Origin of the sequence: Amycolatopsis bullii (assembly GCF_014654205.1) — a bacterium.
In the GTDB taxonomy this organism is placed as follows: Bacteria; Actinomycetota; Actinomycetes; order Mycobacteriales; family Pseudonocardiaceae; genus Amycolatopsis; species Amycolatopsis plumensis.
Map to the genome: position 1 here is coordinate 128,513 of NZ_BNAW01000004.1, position 20,694 is coordinate 149,206.

Sequence of the window (20,694 nt, forward strand, 5' to 3'; positions counted from 1 at the left end):
TCACGCTCGCTACGCTGCGGGCTTTCACGACCGAGCCGAAGGAGGGGACACCGTGCAGCAGACCGCCGACGTTACCGAGGAGCTGGCGCGCCGCGTGGTGGCCGCCGCCGGTCAGGCACTGGACGTCGAACTCACGCCGGAACAGGCGCTGGTCCAGGCGTCCCCGCGGGAAGGCGTCGACTTCCAGGCCAACCTCGCGATGAGCCTGGGCAAGCAGCTCGGCCGTCCGCCGCGCGAGGTCGCCGGGCTCATCGCCGGAGCGCTGGAGCTCGACGGGATCGCCGATCCGCCGGAAGTCGCCGGGCCGGGCTTCCTGAATTTCGTGCTGCGCCGGGACTGGCTCGAAGGGCGCACCGGCGCACTGCTCGGCGATCCTCGCCTCGGTGTGCCGGAAACTCCCGCGCCCCGGCGGATCGCGCTCGACTACAGCAGCCCGAACGTGGCCAAGGAAATGCACGTCGGGCACCTGCGCTCGTCGGTGATCGGCGACGCACTCGCCCGCCTGCTGCGGTTCGCCGGCCACGAAGTGCTGCCGCACAACCACCTCGGCGACTGGGGCACGCCGTTCGGCATGCTCATCGAGCACCTCCTCGACGTCTCCGCCGGGCAACGCGCCATCGCCGACCTCGACGCCTTCTATCGCGAAGCACGCCGGAAGTTCGACAGCGACGAAGAGTTCGCGACTCGGGCGCGGACTCGTGTCGTCAAGCTGCAGGGCGGCGACGAAGACACCCTCGCCGTCTGGCAGGAGCTCGTCGACGAGTCGACCCGGCACTTCAACGAGGTCTACGACCTGCTGGGGATCTCCTTGACCGACAAGGACATCTACGGCGAGAGCTTCTACAACCCGTACCTCGCCGCTGTGGTCGCCGACCTCGAGGCAGCCGGTCTCACCGAAGTCAGCGACGGCGCGATCTGCGTGTTCCCCGAAGGATTCCGCAACCGCGACGGCGACCGGCTGCCGCTGATCGTCCGCAAGCGCGACGGCGGTTACGGGTACGCAGCCACGGACCTGGCGACCGTCCGGTACTGGACCGCCGAACGCGGCGCCACCGACCTGCTCTACGTCGTCGGAACGCCGCAGGCGCAGCACTTCGCGATGGTGTTCGCCGCCTGCCGCGCCGCGGGCTGGCTGACCGGGCACGCCGAGCACGTCGGCTTCGGCACGGTGCTGGGCGCGGACGGCAAGGCCATGCGGACCCGGGCCGGCGAAACCGTCAAGCTGGTGGACCTGCTCACCGAAGCCGTGACGCAGGCCGCCGCGGTCGTCGCCGAACGCAGTGAGCTCGACGCGGCAGGGCAAGCCGAAGTCGCCCGGGCCGTCGGCATCGGCGCCGTCAAGTACGCGGACCTGTCCGGTGACCGCGAGCGCGACTACGTCTTCGCCTGGGACCGGATGCTGGCCAAGGAGGGCAACACCTCGGTGTACCTCCAGTACGCGCACGCGCGGACGCAGTCGATCCTGCGGAAGGCGGGCGGACTGCCCGAAGGCACCGACGTCGTGCTTGAAGCGCCGGCGGAACGGGCGTTGGCCCTGAAGCTGCTCAGGTTCGGCGAAGCATTGAAGGCAGCGACAAGCGCGTACGCGCCGCACAAGCTCTGTACGTACCTGTACGAAACCGCGGTCGCTTTCTCGCGGTTCTTCGAGGAATGCCCCGTGCTGAAGGCGTCTTCGCCGGAGTTACGGGCGTCGCGGCTGAGGCTGACGGCACTGACGTCGCAGGTACTCGTTCTGGGGCTCGAACTGCTCGGCATCGAAACGCCCGAACGGCTTTAGCGAGCGGCGAGGAGCGCCACCAGTTCGTCCGCCAGACCGCGGTCGACCGGTTCGCGCGTCGCGAGGAGCCGGTACCAGAGCGTCCCGAACACGACGTCGATCACCGTGCCGGGGCGCACGCCGGCCGGAAGTTCGCCACGCTCGCCGGCGCGGTCGACGAGCGTGGCGAGCGCGTCGCGGCGGCGGAACAGGAAGTCCTCGCGGAAGCGCTTGCCGAACTCCGGGTCGATCTGCGCCTGGGCCATCAGCGCCCGGAGCGTGTCCGCGACCGGGGACTTCCCGCCCAGCTCGAAAGTGCTGCCCAGGAACCGGGCCAGGTCGGCGCGGAAGGAGCCCTGGTCGGGGACGGGGATCTGCAGGTCGGCCTTCGTCGCGAGCGCGTCGAGCAGGACGTCGGCCTTCGACGGCCACCAGCGGTAGATCGTCTGCTTGCCGACGCCCGAGCGGGCGGCGATGCCTTCGATGGTCAGTGCGCCGTAGCCGGCCTCCGCGACCAGTTCGAGGGTCGCGGCGAGGATCGCCAGCCGGCTCTGCTCACTGCGCTTGCGGCCGGGGCGGGACTGGTCGGTCATGGGCTCCGATGGTAGCGTCAATTTTGAAACGAGACGTACCGGTTCGAAATGGGGAACAAGCATGAGCATCGCTCTCGTGGCCGGCGGCACTTCGGGCATCGGCCTGGCGACCGCGCGACGGCTGCAGCAGCGGGGATACGACGTCCACGTCACCGGGCGGGGCAAGGAGCGCCTCGATGAGGTGGCCGCGAGCGACCCATCGCTGACCGGACACCAGGCCGACGGCGGCGACGCCACGGCGATGGGCGCGCTGGCGTCGTCGCTGGGTACGGTCGACGTGCTGGTCGTGAGCCTGTCCGGCGCGGAAGGCATGGGTCCGGTCGAGACGCTGGACCTCGCGATGCTGCGGCGGGCGTTCGACGCGAAGTTCTGGGCCCACCTGACGACGATCCAGGCCGTGCTGCCGCACCTGGCGGCGGCCGGGTCGATCACCCTGCTCAGCGCGATCACGGCCCGGGCGGCGATGGCCGGCACGGCCGGGATCGGCGCGCTGAACGCGGCAATCGAGGGGCTGGTCAAGCCGCTGGCGGTCGAGCTCGCGCCGAGGCGGGTGAACGCCGTGTCGCCGGGAGTGGTCGACACGGCGTGGTGGAGCGGGTTCCCGGCGGAAATGCGGGAGGGATTCTTCGCGCAGACGGCGGCGGCGATCCCGGTCCGCCGCGTCGCGACGGCGGACGATGTCGCGGAGGTGGTGACGCTCGCGGCCACGAACCCGAACCTGACGGGGACGGTCCTGGAAGCCGACGGCGGGGCCCGGCTGGTCTCGCTGGGGTGAGGGCAGGCGGCACTTTCACGTGAAAGTGCCGCCTGGGGTTGGGTCAGCGGCGGAGAGGGACGAGGTCGTCGGCGTGGACGACCTCGCGGCGCTGCTCAGCCGGGAGTTCTGGGGTCGAGCGGCCAATCAGGTCCGGGAGCTCCGTCGCGTCGAAGGCGACCACTCCGCGGGCCACCGGGCGGTCCTTGGTGTCGACCAGGTCGACCACGTCGCCGGCCTGGAAGTCGCCGTCCACGCCGGTGATGCCCGCCGCCAGAAGAGACCTGCGGCGGCGGACCACCGCGGTCACCGCGCCGTCGTCGAGGCGGAGCTTGCCCGTGGTGTCCGCCGCGTAGCCCAGCCAGAACCGCCGGGCCGACAAGCGCGTGTCCGCCGGGGCGAACGCCGTTCCCGGGGAAGCCGAGGTCAACGCCGCCGAGGCTTCCGAGGCCGCCGCCAGCAGGACCGGAATACCCGCTCCCGCCGCCGTGCGGGCGGCCGCGAGCTTGGACACCATGCCGCCCGTGCCCAGGCCGGAGCTGGACATGCCGACCGAAATACCGTCCACATCGGACTCCGAGAGGACCTCGGTCAGCTTGCGGGTCGCGCCGCCGCGGGGGTCGCCGTCGTACAGGCCGTCCACATCGGACAGGAGGACCAGCGCGTCGGCGCCGATCAGGTGGGCCACCAGGGCGGCCAGGCGGTCGTTGTCGCCGAAGCGGATTTCCTCGGTGGCCACCGTGTCGTTCTCGTTGACCACCGGGACCGCGCCCAGCGCCAGCAGCCGCGAAAACGTCCGCTGCGCGTTGCGGTAGTGCGACCGGCGGACGACGTCGTCCGACGTCAGCAGCACCTGCCCGACCGTCAGCGAGTACCGCCCGAACGACTCGGCGTACGCGTGCGCCAGCGCCAGCTGCCCGACGCTCGCCGCCGCCTGCTGCGTGGCGAGGTCACGCGGGCGCTTGCCCAGGGAAAGCGGGGCCAGGCCGGCCCCGATCGCCCCCGAGGACACCAGGACGATCTGAGTCTCCCGGGCGACGCGCTCGGCGATCGCGTCGACCAGCGCGTCCAGGCGGGCCACGTCGAGCCCGCTGCCCGCCGTGGTCAGCGCCGACGACCCGACCTTGACCACCAGCCGGCGAGCAGAAGCGATCGCCTCGCGAGTGCCGCTCACTCGTCGACGTCCAAGTCGTCCTCGAGCTCGTCCGAACCCTCACGCCGGACCCGGCGGGCTTCCTTGCGCTCAGCCGCGCCGACCCGGTCGCTGCGCTCCAGCCGGACGTCGGTGCCGCGCCCGGACAGGTGCATCGCCACCGAAGGCGTCGACGGCTCCCAGTCGAACTGGACGTCACCGATCGTGACCGGGCTGCCCGGCCTCGCGCCGAGCTTCGCCAGCTCGTCTTCGACGCCGAGGCGGTTGAGGCGGTCGGCGAGGTAGCCGACGGCCTCGTCGTTGCCGAAGTCGGTCTGGCGGATCCACCGTTCCGGACGCGCGCCGCGCACGATGAACGCGCCCTCTTCCTCCGGGTCGACCTCGACGGTGAAGCCGGAGTCGTCGACGGCCAGCGGCCGCAGGACGATCTTCTCCGGCTCCAGCACCGGCTGCGCCTCGCGGTACTTGTCGACGATCGCGGCCAGCGCGAACGTCAGCTCCCGCAGACCCTTGCGCGACGCCGTCGAAACCTCGAACACCTGAAGGCCGCGGGCTTCGAAGTCGGGGCGGACGAACTCGGCGAGCTCGGCCGCCTCCGGGACGTCGATCTTGTTGAGGACGACCACGCGCGGGCGTTCTTCGAGTTTCCCGCCCAGGCTCGGCGTGTACTTGGCGAGCTCCGCCTCCAGCGCGTCCACATCGGACAGCGGGTCGCGGCCCGGCTCCAGCGTCGCGCAGTCGACGACGTGCACCAGCACCGCGCAGCGTTCGATGTGGCGGAGGAAGTCCAGGCCCAGGCCCTTGCCCTCGGACGCGCCGGGGATCAGGCCGGGCACGTCGGCCATCGTGAACACCGTGTCGCCGCCGGTGATCACGCCGAGGTTCGGGACCAGCGTGGTGAACGGGTAGTCGGCGATCTTCGGCTTGGCCGCGGACAGCACCGAGATCAGCGACGACTTGCCGGCGGAGGGGAACCCGAGCAGGCCGACGTCGGCGACCGAGCGCAGCTCCAGCGTCAGGCTGCGGGCCTCCCCCGGCTCGCCCAGCAGCGCGAATCCGGGGGCCTTGCGGGCCTTCGACGACAACGCCGCGTTGCCGAGGCCACCGCGGCCGCCCTGGGCGGCGACGAACGTGGTGCCCGGGCCGATCAGGTCGGCGACCATCTCGCCGTCTTCGGTGAACACGACGGTGCCGGACGGCACCTTCATCACCAGCGACTCCCCCGCCGCGCCGGCCCGGTTGCTGCCCTGGCCCATCTTGCCGTTGCCGGCCTTGGCGTGCGGGCGGAAGTGGAAGTCGAGCAGGGTGTGCACGTTCGGGTCGACGACCAGCAGGACGTCGCCGCCGTTGCCGCCGTTGCCGCCGTCCGGGCCGCCGAGGGGCTTGAACTTCTCGCGGTGCACCGAGGCACAGCCGTTGCCCCCGTCACCGGCGGTCAGGTGGATGACCGCGCGGTCCACGAACCGGGACGCCATGACTTGCCTCTTTCACTCGCGAACAGGGGTACACAAAACAAAACGAGGGGTGGCACCGGATATTCCGGCCCACCCCTCGCTCAGAAAAGCTACGTCGAAGCCGAAACTCAGACTTCGCTCGGCACGATGTTGACCGTCTTGCGGCCACGCTTCTCGCCGAACTGGACCGCACCGGCGGCCAGGGCGAACAGCGTGTCGTCGCCGCCACGGCCGACGTTCACGCCGGGGTGGAACTTGGTGCCGCGCTGACGGATGAGGATCTCGCCCGCGTTGACTTCCTGGCCGCCGAAGCGCTTGACGCCGAGGCGCTGCGCGTTCGAGTCACGACCGTTGCGGGAGCTGGACGCACCCTTCTTGTGAGCCATAGCTCAGTCCTCTTTCTGAAACGAAGATCCGGAAACCCTTACAGGGAGATGGCGGTGACCTCGACGCGGGTCAGCTTCTGCCGGTGACCCTGGCGCTTGTGGTAGCCCGTCTTGTTCTTGAACTTGTGGATCCGGATCTTCGGACCCTTGGTCTGCTCGACGACCTTGCCGGTGACCGAGACCTTCGCCAGCGCGTCGGCGTCCGTGGTGACATCGCCACCGTCGACGTACAAAACGGCGGGGAGGATGTGCTCGGTGCCCGGCTCGCCCTCGAGCTTCTCGACCTCGACGACGTCGCCGACGGCCACCTTGTACTGCTTGCCGCCGGTCTTGACGATCGCGTACGCCGACACGGAAGTCTCCTGCATTACTCGACAATGGGTGGGGGCTCCACGCGATCGGCCCACCTGATGGAACGGCGGTCCTGGACTCGCGCAGGCGACCTGCTCTGGTGGCAGGCCGTACTACAGGTTACGTGGGGTGCCCCGGTGCGTTACCACCGGGGTCCCCCTAGTTGTTCACTTGCTCTGGTCGGAGGCGTGCACCGGCGGGCCCGCCGGCCGCGACGCCGCCCGGCGCGGACGGCGCCGGGTGGAGCGCACCGCCGGTTCGGGCACGCTGACCTCGGCGTCGGTGACCGGCTCCTCGGCCGGCTCCGGCGCCGAAGACTGCTCGACCTCGGGTTCCTCGTCCTGCGGCACCGGCACCTCGTCCGCCTCGGTGGTCACCGGGGTGCCGGCGACCTCCTGGGCGGGCTCGGCGGGCGGCTCGGCCGCCACCGGCGTCTCGTCGGCCTCCGTGGTCGCCGGGACGTCCGCGACCTCCCTGGCCGGCTCCGGGGCGAGCCCGTTGCCGTTCAGCGCGCCGTGGTCGTGCTCCTTGGCGGCCTTCGCGGCGTTGGCCACCGCCGCCACCGCGGACGCGATCGACTCGCGCCGCTCCGGCGGCGGAACCGCGTGGACCTCGGCCTTGGCGGCTTCGGCCTGCTCCTTGGCGGCCTCCTCGCCCTTGCCGCGGCCCCGCGACCGGCGGGAGCTCTTCTCCCCGCCGCCGCTGTTGCCGCCGCCGTTGCCGCCGTTGCCGTTCCCGCCGTGGGACTGCGCCGAGCCGCCGCTCGTGCGCTGGATCTCGGTCGAGACGAGCACGCCCCGGCCCTTGCAGTGCTCACACGGCGTCGAGAACGCCTCCAGCAGGCCCGTGCCGATCTTCTTGCGGGTCATCTGGACCAGGCCGAGCGAGGTGACCTCGGCGACCTGGTGGCGCGTGCGGTCGCGGCCGAGGCACTCGGTGAGACGGCGCAGCACCAGCTCGCGGTTGGACTCGAGCACCATGTCGATGAAGTCGATGACGATGATGCCGCCGATGTCCCGCAGCCGGAGCTGGCGGACGATCTCCTCCGCCGACTCCAGGTTGTTGCGGGTCACCGTCTCCTCGAGGTTGCCACCCGATCCGGTGAACTTGCCGGTGTTGACGTCGATCACCGTCATCGCCTCGGTGCGGTCGATGACCAGGTAACCGCCACTCGGCAGCCAGACCTTGCGGTCGAGGGCCTTGGTGATCTGCTCGTCGATCCGGTGGTCGGCGAACGCGTCGCCGGTGCCGGTGTAGCGCTTGAGGCGCTCGGTGAGCTCCGGGGCGACGTGGCTGACGTACCCGTTGATCGTCTCCCAGGACCGGTTGCCCTGGATCTCCAGCTTGGTGAAGTCCTCGGTGAAGAGGTCACGCACGACCTTGACCAGCAGGTCCGGCTCTTCGTAGAGCATGGTCGGCGCGCCGCCCTTCTTGCCGGAACCGGCGGCGGCCTTTTCCTTGATGACGTCCCACTGGGCCTTCAGGCGGTCGACGTCGCGGCCCAGCTCCTCCTCGCCGATGCCCTCGGAGGCGGTGCGGATGATGACGCCCGCGTCCTCCGGGACGATCCGCTTGAGGATGTCCTTGAGCCGGCGGCGCTCGTTCTCCGGCAGCTTGCGGGAGATGCCGGTGGCGCCGCCCGCGGGCACGTAGACGAGGAAGCGGCCGGGCAGCGAGATCTGCGTGGTCAGCCGGGCACCCTTGTGCCCGACCGGGTCCTTCGTGACCTGGACCAGCACGGAGTCGCCGGTGGACAGCGCCTGCTCGATCTTGCGGGCCTTGCCCTCCAGGCCGGCGGCGTCCCAGTCGACCTCGCCGGCGTACAGCACGGCGTTGCGGCCGCGGCCGATGTCGATGAACGCGGCCTCCATGCTCGGCAGCACGTTCTGGACGCGGCCGAGGTAGACGTTGCCGACGATCGAGCCGGAGCCCGACTGCGTCACGAAGTGCTCGACGAGGACGCCGTCCTCCAGCACCGCGATCTGGGTGGAGTCGCCGTGCTCGGCGACGACCATCGTGCGCTCGACCGACTCGCGCCGGGCCAGGAACTCGGCCTCGGACAGGATCGGGGCGCGGCGGCGGCCCGCCTCGCGGCCGTCACGGCGGCGCTGGCGCTTGGCCTCCAGCCGGGTCGACCCGCGGACGCTGCGCACCTCGTCGCGCGCCGGGCGCTCGGGCTGTTCGGCCTTCGCCTGACGGACGTGCGTGACGGTGTTGGGCGGGTCGTCGGTGGTCTCGGCCTCGTCGCCGTCCGAGCCCTTGCGGCGACGGCGACGGCGGCGACGGCGGCTGCCGCCCTCACCCTCGTCGGCGTCGCTCTCGGTCTCCGAAGAGGACACAGACGACTCGGCGTCCTCGGCCTCTTCGGTGTCCGCTTCGGGCTTTTCGTCGCCGTTGCGGCTCCTGCGGCGCGGCTGCTCCTCGGCCTGGTCGTCCTCGGTTTCGGCGGCCTCGTCACCGCCCTCGGCGCCCTTGCCCCGGCCACGGCCGCGACGGCCCCGGCGGCGGCGACGGCGGCTGCCGCCGTCCTCGTCCTCGTCCACCCCGGAGTCGGCCGACGGCGCGGTGTCCTCGGCCTCTTCCTCGGCGACCTCGCGTTCGGGGCGGGCCGGCGGCTCCGCGAACGGGTCGGCCGGCTTGCGGACCGGCTTGGCGGCGGGCTCGGCCGGCTCCGGCGGCAGGAAGACCGGGGACGGCGCGGCGAACACCGGCAGGTGCGCGCGGGCCTTCTGCCGCGGCCGCGGCTTCTCGGCCTCGGCGACCGGCACCTCGGGCACCGGAACCTCGGGCACCGGCGGGCGGGTCTCCTCGGGCTGGGCCGGCGCGGCGGACTCGGCGGGCTCGGCCGCCGTGTCTTCGGTCTCACCGGGCGCGAAGGCCTCGGCCACCTTGAGCGCCACGTCCCTGGTCACGCTCGACTGCGCGCTGCGCACGCTTTCACCCAGCTCGGCTAGCTTCGCGAGGACGTCCCGGCTGTGCGACTGGAGCAGCTTGGCCAGCGCGTGCACCCGGATCCGGGGCGGCAGGTCGGCCAGCGGGCCGCCCGTGGGTGCGGCGGGATTCCCGCCGGTGTGCTCGGCGGGTGTTTCCGCGTTCGACATAGGACACCTTTCGCCCCCGGGCGCGTCTGCCGGTTCGCACCGGCAGGGACGCGGCCGCGCAGGGGCCCCTTTCTGATCGTTGCCGCCGTGGTGGTCACCAGCGGCGGGAATCCTTGCCCGGCAACCGGGCGCCGCACCACCGCTGCCGATGGGGCGCAACCCGGTCAAAGGTCTGCTCGGCGGCGTGCGAGGCACTTGCGGCCCCCGGGCCGCCCGCCACGTCGTCCAGCCGCCCGGTTCTCGGGCGGCGACGCGCGCCACGGGAGTTCACGCACATCACCGGGCCACAACGCCGCAGGCAGCACCTCTCACGTGCGCCCCACGGCCCAGCGGCCACCCCGAGTATCCCACACCGGGTGACCACTCCGGTGTACTCGGTACCTCACGCAGGCACCCGGGCGCGCCGTACCGCCCCCACCTGCCCCACGGCCGGGGGAACTTCGCCGCAGCGCTTGTCCGCCGGGCACGCGGTGGTTACGGTGCGGCTCGGGGTGACCGGGATCTCGCGCGCCGGCACCCGCGGTTCCTGCATCCGGTGGGAGGTCCGGTGTCCCTGCTGGCGCGGCCGCTGCGAGCGGCCGTGTGCACCGTCCTGGTGCTTTCGGGATGCGTCACCGCCGGTCAGGCGGCGGCCGGCGAGTCCGGCTGCGCCCACGGCCGGGCCCTGCGTTACGTCGTCACCTTCGATCGCGGCACCTCCGAGGCCGCGGCCCGCGCGGAGATCGACGGTGCCTGCGGCGCCACCACCGTCTACTACCCCCAGATCGCCGTCGCGGTCGCCACCTCGGGCGACCCGGGCTTCGGCGGGCGGATCGGGCTCGACCGGGCCTTCAGCGCGCAGGCCGAGCGGCTGGCCGCGCAGCGCGTCGCCGAGGTCAAGCCGCAGCCCGCGCGGGCCGCGCTGCCGGCGACCGACCCCGCGAAGGTGCCCACGGCCGACCTGAGCGGGCAGCAGTGGGACATGCGGATGATCGACGCCCCGGCCGGGACGACCGGTTTGCTCGGGAGCCGGGACGTCGTCGTCGGTGTGCTCGACTCCGGCATCGACCCGGACCACCCCGACCTGAGCGACGCCGTCGACCGCGACGACTCCGCCGGCTGCCTGACCGGCGCCCCCGACCGGTCGCCGTCGGCGTGGGTGCCGACGACGTCGGTGCACGGTACGCACGTGGCGGGGATCATCGCGGCGGCCGACGACGGGCGTGGCGTGACAGGAGTGGCACCCGGGGTGCGGGTGGCGTCGGTGAAGGTGATCGACGACCGCGGCTACGCCGACCCGGAAGCCGCGGTGTGCGGGCTGATGTGGGCGGCCTCCCGGCACATGCGGGTCACGAACAGCAGTTTCTTCGTCAACCCGTGGACGCTGTCGTGCATCCGCGGCAGCGACCGCGGGGTGGTGCACGAGGTGCTGGCCCGCGCGGTCGAGTACAGCACCTCGGCGGGCACGGTGAACGTCGCGGCGGCGACGAACGAGGCCGTGGACCTGACGCCGTCGGCGCGGTCGGGGGCGCGCGGGGCGAGCAGCGGGTGCGAAGCCCTGCCGGCCGGGCTGCGGGACGTCGTCGCGGTGTCGGCCGTCGGCCCGGACCGGGTGAAGGCGGGGTACAGCTCGTACGGCCTCGGCGTGATCGACGTCACGGCGCCGGGCGGGGAGACCGGCGAGTGCGTGCTGTCGACGGTGCCGGGCGGGTACGCACCGCTGTGCGGGACGTCGATGGCGGCGCCGCACGTCACCGGGGTGCTGGCGCTGCTGGCGTCCGCCGCGCCCGAGGCCCGGCCGCGGCAGCTGCGGCGGACGCTCGAGGCGCAGGCGACGCCGATGCCGTGCCCGGCCGACTACGACCTGACCGGAGACGGGCTCCAGGACGCCTACTGCGCCGGGTACGAGGGGTACAACGGGTTCTACGGGCACGGGATGGTGCACGTCCCGGCGCCCGCGGCCCAGCCGGGTGGGGAGCCCGACCAGGCCAGGTGACCCGCCGGCCCTGGTTGCGGTCTGACCGCCCCCGCTGTCCGATCCGGCCCGTGCGCGCAGCCGGATCTCGCGTGATCGAGACCGGATCTCGCGTGATCGAAGGCGGAACTCGCGTGATCCGGGCCGGTTCTCGCGTGACCGGGCGGGCCTCACGCGTGACCGGGCGGGCATCTCGCGTGATTGGGGAGGCATCTCGCGTGATTGGCGGGGCATCTCGTCAGGTCAGGAGGAGCTTGGCGATCCGGCGTGTCGAGGCCCAGAGGCCGAGCGCGCCCAGCAGGACCAGGTACGCGAGGTTGATCAGCATGCCGCCCGACAGCAGGCCGGTCGCCAGGCCGCGCATCAGCTCGATCGCGTGGTAGAGCGGGAGGCAGCGGACCACCCACTGCAGCGCTTCCGGGTACACCGACAGCGGGTAGAAGGTCGTCGCGAAGAGGAACATCGGGGTCAGGATCAGCTGGATGTAGTCGAACTGGGCCGTCGAACGCAGGAACGTCACCAGGGCCATGCCGATCGCCGAGAACGCCAGGCCCACCAGCAACGCCGCCGGCACCATCAGCAGCGCCCACCACGAGCTCAGCAGGCCCATCGCCGCCGCGATCGCGAGGAACGCCACCGCGTAGATGCCGCCGCGGGTGATCGCCCAGCCGATCTCGCCCAGTGCCACGTCCAGCGGGCCGATCGGGGTCGCCAGCATCGCGTCGTACAGCTTCGCGTAGCGGAGCTTGAAGAACAGGTTGTACGTCGATTCGAACACGGCGCCGTTCATCGCCGACGTCGCCAGCAGCGCCGGCGCCACGAACGCCACGTAGCTCATCGGGCGCCCGTCTGGGCCGGCCACCTCGGTGACCAGCTTGCCGAACCCGACCTGGAACGCCAGCAGGTAGAGGAACGGCTCGGTGGCACCGGCCAGGAACAGCAGCCAGTTGGCGCGGGACACCATGACCGAGCGTTCGACGAGCATGCGGGCGCGGCCCGCGTACAACGCCGGCGGGAGGATGCGCAGCAGGAGCCCGGCGCGGGCCTCGACGGTCGTCATCTCAGACCACCAGCCTCCGGTAGAAGGCCCGGTGCGCGAGCACCCACCCGGCCGCGAACAACGCCGCCAGCACCGCGAAGTGGCCGAGCATCGCCCAGCCGCCGACGCCGCCGACGCTCACCCCGCGGGCCAGCTGCGTGCCGTGCCACAGCGGGGAGAGCCAGGCCAGCCAGCGGATCGCCGCCGGCAGCTGGGAGATCGGGAAGAACGTGCCGGAGAACAACGTCATCGGCATCACGACGAACCGGAAGATCAGCCCGAACCGCTGGCCCTCGTCGAAGGTGCTCGCCGCGAACGCGGCCATCGGCGTGGTGCAGGCGAGGCCGGTGACGGTGCCGGCCAGGATGACCAGCAGCACGCCCGGCCCGGTCCACGCGCCGAAGAACAGCGCGACGAAGGCGTAGATCGCGCCCGCCAGCGTCAGGCGCAGCGCCGACCAGATCAGGTGCCCGCCGAACACCTGGCCCGGCGAGACCGGCGTCGCCGTGACAGCCAGGTAGTCCTTCTGCCACTTGAAGCCGGACAGGACGGGGTAGCTCGACTCGCCGACGGCCTGCTGCGCGGCCCCGGCGGCCAGCAGCGCGGGGGCGATGTACTGGAGGTAGGACAGGCCGCCGGTGACCGTGCCGGGCCGCACCTGGGAGCCGAAGCCGAGCCCCATCGCGGCGAGGAACAGCACCGGTTGCAGGCCGGTGGAGTACAAGGTGGACACCCAGTGGCGGCGGTACCAGGTCCAGCGCCCTTCGACCTGCAGCCAGGCGCCCTGCCACTTGCCGACCACCCGGCCGGTCGATTCGACGGTGGTCACGGTCGCCTCCTCGCGCACGCCCAGAGCCGCGGGAGACGGCCGGGGGTCCGGGGTGCGGGGGCCGCGCCCCCGCGGAACACCTTGACGACGGTCATCGGCGAGCGCTTTCCGCGAGCATGGTTCTCCCCCATCCCGAGTCAGTCGACCAGCGTCCGGCCGGTGAGCCGGAGGAAGACGTCCTCCAGCGAGCTGCGGCGCACCAGGCTCGACAGCGGCCGGACCCCGCGGGAATGCGCGTGCTCCAGCGCGTCCTCGCCGTCGTCGCTGTAGAGCAGGACGCGGTCCGGGAGGATCTCCACGCGCTCCGCCAGCCCCTCCACCTGCTGGGCCGCCCCGACCTGCTCCCCCGGCGCGAACCGCAGCTCGACCACCTCGCGCGTCGAATACCGCCGGATCAGCTCCGCCGGCGAGCCCTCCGCCGCGATGCGGCCGTGGTCCATCACCACCAGTCTGTCGCACAGCTGCTCGGCTTCGTCCATGTAGTGGGTCGTGACGATCAGCGTCGTGCCCTGGGCCTTGAGCCGGAACAGCCGGTCCCACAGCAGGTGCCTCGCCTGCGGGTCGAGGCCCGTGGTCGGCTCGTCGAGCAGGAGCAGTTCCGGGTCGTTGACCAGCGAGCGGGCGATGGTCAGCCGCCGTTTCATGCCGCCCGACAGCGGGTCGACCTTGTCGCCGGCCCGGTCGGTGAGCTGGGCGAACTCCAGCAGCTCCTCGGCCTTGCGCCGTGCGGCGGCGCGTGACAGGCCGAAGTAGCGGGCGTAGACCATCAGGTTCTCGCGGACGGTCAGCTCGACGTCCAGGTTGTCCTGCTGCGGCACCACGCCGAGGCGCGCGCGGATCCGCGGCCCGGCGGCCTCCGGATCCAGCCCCAGCACGCGCAGGTCGCCGTCGGTGCGGGGCGAGACGCACGCGATCATCCGCATGGTCGAGGACTTGCCCGCGCCGTTCGGGCCGAGGAACCCGAACGCCTCCCCGCGCCGCACCTCGACGTCGATCCCGCGCACGGCCTCGAACGCGCCGAAGCGCTTCACCAGTGCCTTCGCCTGCACCAGTGCCGGTTCCCGGTCCTCCGCATCGTCCACGCTTCGCACCATAGGACCCACCACCGACAAAAACCGAGCGGATTAGCCGCGGACGGTCACCACCAGCGCGGCTGTCACCCCGTTGACCTGCACCGACAGCCGTGCGACACCCGGTCGCAAAGCGGTCAGCACGCCCGAAGCCGGGTCGAACGAAACGACGCCCCGGCCGACCTGCCAGTCCGCGCTCACCGGGTAGGCCACCGGCACCTCCCGCGTCCCCTGCCGCACCGAAGCCCGGACGACCGCGCGTTCGCCGCGGGCCAGCGACGACGGCCCGGTCAGCGACAGCGCGTCGACGTTCGGCCGGGTCTCGAACCGCACCGGCTGGGCGCGGTCGGCCGGGTCCACCCGCAGCAGCGTCCAGCCGACGAACCCGCCATCGCCCGGCGCCGCCGCGGGTGCCTTGCCCGAGTTGCCGTTGACCAGGTACGGCACCCCGTCGACCCGGGACAGCGAGAACACCCCGGCGTGTGACGCCACCGCGGCGGCGGGCTTGCCGGAGGACTGCTCGAACCCGGTCAGCCACCGGGTCAGCAGGGCCGCTTCCTTCCGGTCGCCGAGCTGCGAGTTCCCGGTCGGGCTCGGGTCCTGCACCGGGTGGTGCATGGCGACGACGACCCCGCGGACCGACCGGTCGGCCGCCGCGGAGTCGAGCGCCGACCGCAGCAGCCGGACCTGGTCGAACCCGCCGGCCCGCAGCGAACCGCGCGAGGAGTCCAGTAACACCAGCCGGATGCCGCGGACGTCGACGACCCGGTGCGTCACCCCGAAGGCGGCCTGGAAGTTCGCGAGGCCGTTGCCGCCTTCCGCCTCGTGGTTGCCCGGCACGTAGTACCAGGGCACCAGCTCGCCGAGCTCTTCGGTGATCACCTGCCGGGCCAGCACGAAGTCGGGTGCCGTGCCGCGGTCGACGAAGTCGCCGTTGATCAGCACGAGGTCCGGTTTCGCCGCGACGGCTTCGCGCAGCGCCCGCCGGGCCTGGGCGACCAGCGGCCCCGCCGGGTCGTCCGCGGTGAACTGGGCGTCGCTGACCACCGCGACCCGCAGGCCGCCGTCCAGGACGCCGTCGGTGACCAGCGCCGGGTCGTGCGGGGCGGGATCGGCGGGCACGGTCGTCGTCGGCGCCACCTCGAAGGTCAGGTCGTCGAACACCAGCCGGCCTTCGTACTGCTGGTCCGGCACGTTCTCGACGGCGTAGAAGCGCGCCAGGCGCTGTCCCGCGGGCAGCCCGGCCGGGATCGTGGCGGTGACGTACTTCCAGCCCGTCCAGTCCACGCTCAGCGAAAGGTCCACAATGGACGCCACGTTCGCGGCGTCGCGCAGTTCCGCCCGCAGCCAGGCACCCTGGCCGTCGCCGTTCACCCACAGTCCGATCTTCTGCGTGCCCGGCGGAACCGGAAGCGGCGAAGAAGGCGTCACGTACGCGGCGCGCGTCGCGGTCGTGCCGGTCAGCCGGTAGTCCAGCGCCAGCCCGGCGCCGCCGTCGTGGCCGGGCACCGCGGAGAGCGCCGCGCCGACGACCGCCGGGAACACCGTGGCCGTCCAGCCCGCCGGGCCGTCCAGCCGCGACGCCACCTGCGCCACGGTGCCGACCGAGGCGGCCAGGTGCGTGGTCAGGCCGGCCGCCGAAGCGGTGATCGCCGAAGCGCCGGACGCGGTCAGCGCGGTCACCGCGTAGCCGTCGCCGGACGGTTCGACCCGCACGACCGAGTGGTCGTAGTCCAGCTTGACGTCGTCGGGTTCCAGCCAGGTGCCGTAGCCGTCGGCGTCGTAGCCGTAGACCTTGAACGTGCTGCGCGCGCCCGCGCCCGACAGCGCGACCTGCTCGGTGCTCGTGCCGAGCCGGACCGGTTCGCCCAGCACGGAAAGCGCCGTCTTCCCGGACGCCCGGCCGGAGCGCGCGACGACGTCGACGCCGCCCGCGTGGTGCCCCGTGACGACCCCGCGCGTCACGGTCGCCCGCCGCGGATCCGAGGTGCTCCAGCGCGGGTCGGCGGCCACCGCGGCGCCGGTCTCGTCGTGACCGTCGGCGACCAGGTGCCGGGTCAGGCCCGAGAGCACGCGGTCCGCGCCGTCCGCCGCCACGGCCGGTGCCGGCGCGAAGCCGGTGAGCTTGCCGCTGCCCGGCACGGTCGCGAAGCCGATCCCGTTGGGCACCAGGCGTTCCCCGCCGTCGGACGGCGAGTTCCGGACGCTCGGCGCGGCTTCGCCCTCGTTGCGTGCCAGGAGCGTCGACGATCCGCCGCCGTCGAGGTTGACGGCGTCGTCCGCACCGAGGCTCTTCATGTGCCGCGCGAGCTCCAGCTCGGTCATCCCGCGGCTGTCGGCCTGCCGTCCGTCCACGGTGGCCAGCCACAGCTTCCGGCCGTCGGCGGAGAAGCCGACCGCGGTCCGCGGGTGCATGGCCACGTCGTCGACCGGCTGCACGACGCCGTCGCGGAGGAGGACTTCGTTGCCGCCCACCGCGACCGCGATCTTCCCGGCGTCCGAGCGCGGCGCGTAGGTGACGCCGACCGCGTCGCCCGGCCGCAGCGCGGCGAGCCCGTCCGCCCCGGCTTCGCGAGCCAACAGCAGTGTGGTGCCCGCCGCGACGGGACCGTCGGCCGGCTGCTCACGCACGGCGGTCACGACGCCGTCGCGCAGCTCGGCCTCGCGCACCCGGGAAGCACCCGCCACCGACGTCCGGCGGCTCGAAGCGCCCCACAGCGGCGTGTAGACGCCGATCGCGTCGGTGCCGAGGACCGGGCTGTTGAAGTTGGTCGCCTGCACGGCGCCGCCGGGCAGCGTCACGGTGGCTTCGAGGAAGATCGACGCGAGCCGGGCCTTGCCCTCGCCGGTGATCGACGCGGTGAGGTTGTGCCCGGCGGCCGGGGCGGTCTGGAGCTGCCCGCGATCGATGCCGACGCCGATCGGCGCGCCGGTGGCGCTGATGTCGAAGAAGTCGCCGTTGACGCCGGCCACCGCGCCCGCCCGCGCAACCTGCTGCGACAGCGGCGTGCGCGCGGAAACCGTCCCTGGACTCAGGTACGTCGGCTTCAGCACCTTGCTGCCCAGGTCGACGGCGAGGGTGTCGCCGCGGATCCAGCCGGCCGGGTCGAACCGGTCGAACTGGGTGAGGTTCAGCCCGGGCGCGACCTCGGTGGTCGCGCTGCCGGTGATCAGGCCGTCGTCCGGGTTCGCGGCGGCGAACGCCGGACCTTCGTGCGCCGACGACCCGGCGGGCGCGGCTTCCACCGGCGGCGTGCCGAGCGGCGCTTTCAAGGGATCGTCGGGAACGGCGAACGCGGTCGCGAACAGGGCGACGAGCGGCAGCGCTATGCGTGACTTCTTCACCAGGTACCCCAGTATCGAGTGAGAGTGAGCCAGGCCAGCACAGCGCAGCGGCACGGCCGGGGGAAGACTTCCCGGTGAACGCCGCCTGAATGGTCTAGAACACCATCACGGGGTAAGAGGTGAGGCGAGCAGCGCCTTCGCGGCTTCGCCGGTGACGCGCGGGTCCGGGCCGGTGCGCTTCCACAGGCGCAGCAGGAGATCGCGCGCGGGCCCTTCGACCTCCGCGCCGTCGGCGGCAGGCCCGAGGGCGGGCGGCTCGCCGGGGTGCACGGTCCAGACGTCACCGGTGTCGGTGGCGCGCAGGGTGACCGGCCCGGGCAGCTGTGGCACGGCGTGCCAGCGCGTCACGCGCGGCAGCATCGCGCCGAGGACCTCGTCGACGCCGTCCGCGGCCACGGCCGGGTCAAGCACGTGGGCGCTCCCCGAATCGGCGAGGTGGACCGCGGTTTCGTGGACCTGGCGGCGGAACCAGAACGCCTTGGTCTTCTCGGTGCCGCCGAAGTGCCAGCACCGGTCTTCGGGATCGGCGGCCTCGAGCGCGCCGAGCAGGAGCTGGGCCCCTTCGGCGTACCAGGACACCAGCTCGGCGTCGGGGAGCTCCTCGAAGTCCTGCGGGTGAACTTCGCCGGTGGTGACGACGGTGGCGGCCCAGCGGTGCACGTTCCCGAGGTGGGTGCCGAGGTCGGCGAGCGTCCAGCCGGCGCAGTCCGGCACCGGCGCGGCCGGGTCGCCGGTGCGCAGCCGCTCGGCGAACGCGCTGGTGAGCTCGCGCAGCACGGGCAGGTACTCGCGGGCCGGGAACGGCATCGTCGTCATGAAATCTCCCCAGGGGTCCGGGGCCACGCAGTGACCCCGGACCACAGCATCACAGCGTCACAGGTCGGGGAACCAGAGCTTCAGCTCGCGCTCGGCCGACTCCGGCGAGTCCGAGCCGTGGACCAGGTTGTACTGGGTCTCCAGCGCGAAGTCACCGCGGATGGTGCCCGGGGTGGCCTTCTCGACCGGGTCCGTGCCGCCGGCCAGCTGGCGGAACGCGGCGATGGCGCGCGGGCCCTCGACGGCGAGCGCGACCAGCGGGCCCGAGGTGATGAACTCGAGCAGGTCGCCGAAGAACGGACGCTCCTTGTGCTCGGCGTAGTGCTCCTCGGCCAGCGCCTGCGGAACGGTCCGCAGCTCGAGCGCGGCGAGCTTGAGGCCCTTGCGCTCGATCCGCGAGACGACTTCGCCGACGAGGCCGCGCGCGACGCCATCGGGCTTGACCAGGACCAGCGTGCGTTCAGTCACGACGGTTTTTCTCCTTAATACTGTTTTCGGTGCGCGCGAGCCTAGCCGACCCTGCTCAGCGGCCTTGCGGGTGCAGTGTCTTCGACCACAGCGACGCCCCGGTCGCGTCCCGCAGGTCCACCGTGAGGTCGCCGCTCGGGCCGTCGACGTTCAGCTCGCCGAAGTGCTGGAAGCCGTCGATCGGAGCCGTGTTCGCCGCCGGCGGCGCGTGCACGAACACCGCCTGCGGGCCGAACGTCGGGTCCAGGGTGTTCGGCCCGAACGCGCCGGCGTTCAGCGGGCCGGACACGAACTCCCAGAAGGGGTCGAAGTCCTGGAAGGCCGCCCGGTCGGGCGAATAGTGGTGCGCGGCGGTGTAGTGCACGTCGGCGGTCAGCCAGACGACGTTGCGGACGCGGCGGCGCTGGATCTCCCGCAGCACCCACGCCAGTTCGGTCTCCCGCCCGCCGGGGGCGCCCGGCAGGTTGTTCGCGACGGCTTCGATGTCGGCGCCGTCCGGGACGACGAGCCCCAGCGGCATGTCGGCCTGGACGATCTTCCACGTCGCCGTGCTGCGGCCGAGCGCGTCGGCCAGCCAGCGGGCCTGGGCGTCGCCGAGGATGTAGCCCGGCTTCGTCTGGTCCGCCGTGTTCGCGTTGCGGTAGGTCCGCATGTCCAGCACGAAGATCTCGACGCGGGAGCCGTAGGTGAAGCTGCGGTAGACGCGGCCGTCGACGGCCCGGCGCGAGTCGATCGGATGCCACTCGTGGAACGCCTGGTACGCCCGCGGTGCTAGGACGTCGACGCGCTTCTCGGTGTAGGCCGGGTTGTCGAGGATCTTGCCCGGGTACCAGTTGTTCAAGACCTCGTGGTCGTCCCACTGGACGTAGGCGGGCACCTGCGCGGCGAAGCGCTTGAAGTTGTCGTCGAGCCGGTTGTAGGCGTGCTGGCCGCGGAACTCGTCGAGGGTCTCGGCCACCTTCGACTTCTCGGGCGTGACGACGTTGCGCCAGGTCCGGCCGCCGGGAAGGGTGACGGTTTCGGTGAGCGGGCCGTCGGAGTACACCGTGTCGCCGCTGTGCAGGAACAGGTCCGGGCAGCGGGCCGCCATCGCGGAGAAGATCGTCATCCCGCCCAGTGCCGGGTTGATGCCCCAGTTCTGGCCGACGACGTCGCCCGACCACAGGATCCGCGCGTCGCGGCGGCCCACCGGTGCGGTGGCGAACCGGCCGGTCAGCGGCTCGCTCGTGGCGCGGCCGTCGAGGGCTTCGGCGGTGACGCGGTAGTGGTACTCGGTGCCGGGTGCCAGCGCGGGGACGCGCACGCGGCCGGTGCCGCCGCTGTCCGGGCCGACGAGCGGGCCGGGGACTCGGCGGGCGTGCCGGAACGACGGGTCCCGCGCGATCTCGACGACCAGGCGCGAGGGCCGGTCCGCGCGGGACCAGACGATCGCCGAGCCCGGGGTGACGTCGCCGGACTGGACGCCGTGGGTGAGCACCGGCCGGTCGCGGCGGACGAGCGGGACCGCGGCGAAGGCCGTGGACGGCACGACGACGCCGGCGGCGACCGCGGAGGCGCCGGTCAGCCCGGCCTTGAGCAGGGTGCGGCGGGAGTGTTCGGTCATGCGCGGTTTCTATCCCGCCGCG

At 72.5% G+C, this 20,694-nt stretch carries 16 protein-coding genes; 3 read left to right on the forward strand and 13 right to left on the reverse strand.

Annotated elements, in window-relative coordinates; genetic code table 11:
• Positions 1 to 52 precede the first annotated feature (52 nt).
• On the forward strand, positions 53 to 1,777 hold the full coding sequence (gene argS, locus IE317_RS07345) for an arginine--tRNA ligase (RefSeq protein WP_191307579.1): 1,725 nt from the start codon (positions 53 to 55) through the stop codon (positions 1,775 to 1,777).
• Here argS and IE317_RS07350 read toward each other — a convergent pair.
• Positions 1,774 to 2,349 carry a TetR/AcrR family transcriptional regulator gene (locus IE317_RS07350; protein ID WP_191307580.1) on the reverse strand — a complete coding sequence of 192 codons (576 nt, stop codon included), beginning with the start codon at positions 2,347 to 2,349 and terminating at the stop codon, positions 1,774 to 1,776. The two genes, argS and IE317_RS07350, sit on opposite strands and share 4 nt — an antisense overlap.
• Before the next feature lie 61 nt (positions 2,350 to 2,410).
• Here IE317_RS07350 and IE317_RS07355 point away from each other — a divergent pair, with 61 nt between their 5' ends.
• Entirely contained in the window at positions 2,411 to 3,124 is a 714-nt protein-coding gene (locus IE317_RS07355) for an SDR family oxidoreductase (protein WP_191307581.1), read from the forward strand.
• 43 nt (positions 3,125 to 3,167) lie between these two features.
• On the opposite strand, the gene proB is transcribed toward IE317_RS07355, so the two are convergent.
• The 5 genes from proB to IE317_RS07380 form a co-directional block, all read right to left on the reverse strand.
• Positions 3,168 to 4,277, reverse strand: a complete 1,110-nt coding sequence (gene proB, locus IE317_RS07360; protein ID WP_191307582.1) for a glutamate 5-kinase — start codon at positions 4,275 to 4,277, stop codon at positions 3,168 to 3,170.
• On the reverse strand, positions 4,274 to 5,731 hold the full coding sequence (gene obgE, locus IE317_RS07365; protein ID WP_191307583.1) for a GTPase ObgE: 1,458 nt from the start codon (positions 5,729 to 5,731) through the stop codon (positions 4,274 to 4,276). The genes proB and obgE overlap by 4 nt, the downstream gene beginning before the upstream one ends.
• A gap of 107 nt (positions 5,732 to 5,838) precedes the next feature.
• Positions 5,839 to 6,096: a 50S ribosomal protein L27 gene (gene rpmA / locus IE317_RS07370; protein WP_191307585.1), complete on the reverse strand. Its 258-nt coding sequence runs from the start codon at positions 6,094 to 6,096 to the stop codon at positions 5,839 to 5,841.
• 38 nt (positions 6,097 to 6,134) lie between these two features.
• Entirely contained in the window at positions 6,135 to 6,449 is a 315-nt protein-coding gene (rplU, locus tag IE317_RS07375; protein ID WP_003067132.1) for a 50S ribosomal protein L21, read from the reverse strand.
• 165 nt (positions 6,450 to 6,614) lie between these two features.
• Positions 6,615 to 9,548, reverse strand: coding sequence for a translation initiation factor IF-2 N-terminal domain-containing protein (locus IE317_RS07380; protein WP_191307586.1), 2,934 nt, complete (start codon positions 9,546 to 9,548; stop codon positions 6,615 to 6,617).
• A 547-nt stretch (positions 9,549 to 10,095) separates the two neighbouring features.
• Between IE317_RS07380 and IE317_RS07385 the strand changes: the two genes are divergently transcribed.
• Positions 10,096 to 11,523, forward strand: a complete 1,428-nt coding sequence (locus IE317_RS07385) for a S8 family peptidase (RefSeq protein ID WP_191307588.1) — start codon at positions 10,096 to 10,098, stop codon at positions 11,521 to 11,523.
• Between the two features lie 217 nt (positions 11,524 to 11,740).
• Here the strand turns inward: IE317_RS07385 and IE317_RS07390 are convergent, their stop codons facing one another.
• From IE317_RS07390 to IE317_RS07420, 7 genes are all read right to left on the reverse strand, one after another.
• On the reverse strand, positions 11,741 to 12,562 hold the full coding sequence (locus tag IE317_RS07390) for an ABC transporter permease (protein ID WP_191307590.1): 822 nt from the start codon (positions 12,560 to 12,562) through the stop codon (positions 11,741 to 11,743).
• 1 nt (position 12,563) lies between these two features.
• Complete coding sequence (locus tag IE317_RS07395) at positions 12,564 to 13,370, reverse strand: ABC transporter permease (protein ID WP_191307592.1); 807 nt, start codon at positions 13,368 to 13,370, stop codon at positions 12,564 to 12,566.
• A 137-nt stretch (positions 13,371 to 13,507) separates the two neighbouring features.
• Positions 13,508 to 14,464: an ABC transporter ATP-binding protein gene (locus IE317_RS07400; protein ID WP_191307594.1), complete on the reverse strand. Its 957-nt coding sequence runs from the start codon at positions 14,462 to 14,464 to the stop codon at positions 13,508 to 13,510.
• A 30-nt stretch (positions 14,465 to 14,494) separates the two neighbouring features.
• Positions 14,495 to 17,785: a phosphodiester glycosidase family protein gene (locus IE317_RS07405; protein ID WP_373308987.1), complete on the reverse strand. Its 3,291-nt coding sequence runs from the start codon at positions 17,783 to 17,785 to the stop codon at positions 14,495 to 14,497.
• 105 nt (positions 17,786 to 17,890) lie between these two features.
• On the reverse strand, positions 17,891 to 18,601 hold the full coding sequence (locus IE317_RS07410) for a maleylpyruvate isomerase family mycothiol-dependent enzyme (protein WP_191307596.1): 711 nt from the start codon (positions 18,599 to 18,601) through the stop codon (positions 17,891 to 17,893).
• Positions 18,602 to 18,658: 57 nt separating this feature from the next.
• Entirely contained in the window at positions 18,659 to 19,069 is a 411-nt protein-coding gene (gene ndk / locus IE317_RS07415; RefSeq protein ID WP_043777641.1) for a nucleoside-diphosphate kinase, read from the reverse strand.
• 55 nt (positions 19,070 to 19,124) lie between these two features.
• On the reverse strand, positions 19,125 to 20,672 hold the full coding sequence (locus IE317_RS07420; protein WP_191307598.1) for an alkaline phosphatase D family protein: 1,548 nt from the start codon (positions 20,670 to 20,672) through the stop codon (positions 19,125 to 19,127).
• Between the last annotated feature and the right edge of the window lie 22 nt (positions 20,673 to 20,694).